Source organism: Chryseobacterium endophyticum, from assembly GCF_056333165.1.
Genome location: NZ_JBWGXE010000021.1, coordinates 1 through 3,161, shown reverse-complemented (window position 1 = coordinate 3,161; position 3,161 = coordinate 1). Strand labels below are relative to the sequence as shown.

Here is a 3,161-nt window from a genome sequence, read left to right as displayed (position 1 = left end):
GAAGATCAATATAAAGATCTGAATTTCCTACCTGCACTTTGTACTCTTCGCTGATAAAAGAAAATCCTTTCATTTTCCACAGAATGAAACTCTTCATTTGCTGAATAAGACCTTTTTGAAGATCACTTTCATTAAAAGTTTCCGGTAAATTTAACAATCAAAAATATAGCTGTCTTTGAAGGTATTTGCAATATCGGCATTAGATTCTCTCAACAGTGTTGAGAGTTTTGGAAATTCTTTATAGGATTCATAAAACTGTTTCATTCTCCAAAGGTTCTAATCTGAAAACCTTTTATATCTGGTTAATTACTTTGAATATATTGAGATTTCCTTTACCACTGACTGTGCCCATTCGCTCAATTCAACTTTATTACTGATATAAGCACCAATATTCCAATATAAATTGATTAATTCAGAATTGACTGCTTTGATGCATTGTTACGAGACTGCTTGATGGGTTCAATAATATTCATGAATCTTTTATCCATAATTCCCTTTTGAAAGTCCCTGCAAATTTACAATAATTTGTAAGCGAACACCCTCAGGTTATGTATCAGTTAACAGCCAAATTATTCCTCATTAATCCATTACATCAAAAAAAATCGAGAGCTCCGGCACCTTTGTCTCATAGTTCCGCAAAGTGCGGTACACCAAATAAAATTGATGTTTAATTATGAGAAAACAAAGAAAAAAAGTATTGCTATTTGGTCTGACTTTTTTAGCAGTAACGGGAGCCTTTGCCCAGGGTAACGGTACCGCCGGGATCAATGAGGCCACGCAGATGGTGACGTCCTATTTTGAACCGGCTACTCAGCTAATCTATGCCATCGGGGCAGTCGTCGGACTGATAGGCGGAGTGAAAGTCTACAATAAGTTCAGCAGTGGTGATCCCGATACGAGCAAGACTGCTGCCAGCTGGTTCGGTGCGTGTATCTTTCTGATTGTCGCAGCAACGATCCTCCGCTCATTCTTCCTCTAAATTTTGTTACTATGAATACGTATCATATCAACAAAGGCATCGGAAGGACGGTAGAGTTCAAAGGATTAAAAGCACAGTACCTGTTCATTTTTGCAGGAGGACTGTTAGGAATACTCGTATGCTTGATGATCATGTACATGGCGGGAGTCAATACTTATTTCTGTCTGGCATTCGGTGGAGCCAGTAGTGCATTATTAATCTGGCAAACCTTCTTACTGAATCGAAAATACGGCGAGCATGGCCTGATGAAATTAGGAGCCCGTAAAAAACATCCCAAATATATCATCAGCCGAAAATGCATCTACCGCTATCTGAAAATCAAACCTAAAAGCAACGCATCATGAGAAATACCTCCAAAGCAGCAACGCTGGAGAGTAAATTTCCATTGCTTGCGATTGAGAACGACTGCATCATTTCAAAAGACGCAGATGTCACGGTCTCCTTTAAGGTCAGACTTCCAGAGCTCTTTACGGTAGCATCAGCAGAATATGAAGCCATCCATTCAGCATGGTTCAAGGCTATCAAGACCCTGCCTGATTTTACAGTCATACACAAACAGGACTGGTTTATTAAAGAGAAATATAACCCTGACCTCTCAAGAGAAGATCAGAGTTTTCTTTCAAAATCATTTGAAAGTCATTTCAATGAGCGACCCTTTTTAAACCATTACTGTTATCTGTTCATCACGAAAACCAGTAAGGAGAGAATGCGGATGCAGAGCAACTTTTCATCATTATGTAAAGGCAAGCTCATTCCAAAAGAGATCAAAGACCGAGAGGTGATCAGCCGCTTTTTGGAAGCTGTCGATCAGTTTGAAAGGATTATGAATGACAGCGGTTATGTCCATCTGGAACGGATGACCGAAGATGAGATCTCAGGCACCGCCAAGCAGTCTGGGATATTGGAACAGTACCTGACTTTGTCGAGAGAAACCAATCCTTCTTTACAGGATATCAAGCTTGGAGCTGAAGAAATGCGTATCGGTAATAACAGGATCAGTATGCATACTTTATCCGATACCGATGATCTGCCAGGCACTGTCTCATCACACAGCCGATATGAAAAGCTCAGCACTGACAGAAGTGACTGCCTATTATCTTTTGCCTCGCCGGTAGGACTTCTGCTCAGCTGCAATCACATTTACAATCAGTATCTGTTCATTGACGACAGCGATGAGAATCTATCCAAGTTTGAAAAGTCTGCCAGAAATATGCATTCGTTGGCTAGGTATAGCAGGGCAAACCAGATCAACAAGGAATGGATCGAGAAATACCTCAATGAAGCCCATTCCTACGGTCTCCAATCCATCCGCGCCCATTTCAACGTGATGTCGTGGTCAGACAGTCCTTCAGAATTAAAACAGCTGAAGAATGATACAGGAAGTGCATTGGCATTGATGGAATGCAAGCCCAGACACAATACAACGGACACAGCGACCTTATACTGGGCAGGGATCCCGGGCAATGCAGGTGATTTTCCAAGTGAAGAAAGCTTCTATACCTTCATCGAACCTGCCCTGTGTTTCTTCACGGAGGAAACCAATTACCACAATTCTCCTTCACCATTCGGGATTAAAATGGCCGACAGACTGACTGGAAAACCCATCCATCTGGATATCTCCGATCTTCCGATGAAACAGGGAATCATTACCAACCGCAACAAGTTTATTTTGGGACCTTCAGGTAGTGGAAAATCATTTTTCACGAACCACATGGTGAGACAGTATTATGAGCAGGGCGCTCACGTACTCTTGGTCGATACCGGAAATTCCTACCAGGGATTGTGCGAGCTGATCAAAGGCAAGACAAAAGGTGAGGACGGCGTCTACTTTACCTATACCGAGGACAATCCCATTGCTTTCAATCCATTCTATACCGACGACGGTGTCTTTGACATTGAAAAAAGAGAGAGCATCAAGACCTTGATCCTTACTTTATGGAAAAGGGATGATGAACCACCAACCCGTTCGGAAGAGGTAGCCTTATCCAATGCAGTCAGCGGATATATTGAAAAGATCAAGTCTGATAATCAGCATCCTTCATTCAATGGATTCTATGAGTACGTAAAAGATGACTACCAGAAAGTTCTGGAACAAAAGAAAGTCCGGGAAAAGGACTTCGATCTTGCCAACTTTCTCAATGTGCTGGAACCCTATTACAGAGGAGGTGAATATGACTATCTG

Annotated in this window: 4 protein-coding genes and 1 pseudogene; 3 read left to right on the top strand and 2 right to left on the bottom strand. The window is 41.6% G+C overall.

All coding sequences use genetic code 11. The features are described from left to right. Positions 1-97: pseudogene (locus AC0N32_RS19705) on the bottom strand (PDDEXK nuclease domain-containing protein); the annotation flags it as partial. A gap of 209 nt (positions 98-306) precedes the next feature. Continuing rightward, positions 307-390, bottom strand: coding sequence for a hypothetical protein (locus AC0N32_RS19700; protein WP_476395537.1), 84 nt, complete (start codon positions 388-390; stop codon positions 307-309). Between the two features lie 283 nt (positions 391-673). Here AC0N32_RS19700 and AC0N32_RS19695 point away from each other — a divergent pair, with 283 nt between their 5' ends. From AC0N32_RS19695 to AC0N32_RS19685, 3 genes are all read left to right on the top strand, one after another. After that, complete coding sequence (locus AC0N32_RS19695) at positions 674-979, top strand: DUF4134 domain-containing protein (protein WP_476395536.1); 306 nt, start codon at positions 674-676, stop codon at positions 977-979. An 11-nt stretch (positions 980-990) separates the two neighbouring features. Then, positions 991-1,323, top strand: coding sequence for a DUF4133 domain-containing protein (locus tag AC0N32_RS19690; protein WP_476395535.1), 333 nt, complete (start codon positions 991-993; stop codon positions 1,321-1,323). Further along, a partial coding sequence (locus AC0N32_RS19685; protein WP_476395534.1) for a TraG family conjugative transposon ATPase occupies positions 1,320-3,161 on the top strand: 1,842 nt, incomplete at its 3' end. The genes AC0N32_RS19690 and AC0N32_RS19685, both read left to right, overlap by 4 nt.

Excerpts from the sequence above, each read along its gene's own strand:
- AC0N32_RS19695 (WP_476395536.1), top strand. The coding sequence starts at position 674 with ATGAGAAAACAAAGAAAAAAAGTATTGCTATTTGGTCTGACTTTTTTA.
- AC0N32_RS19690 (WP_476395535.1), top strand. The coding sequence starts at position 991 with ATGAATACGTATCATATCAACAAAGGCATCGGAAGGACGGTAGAGTTC.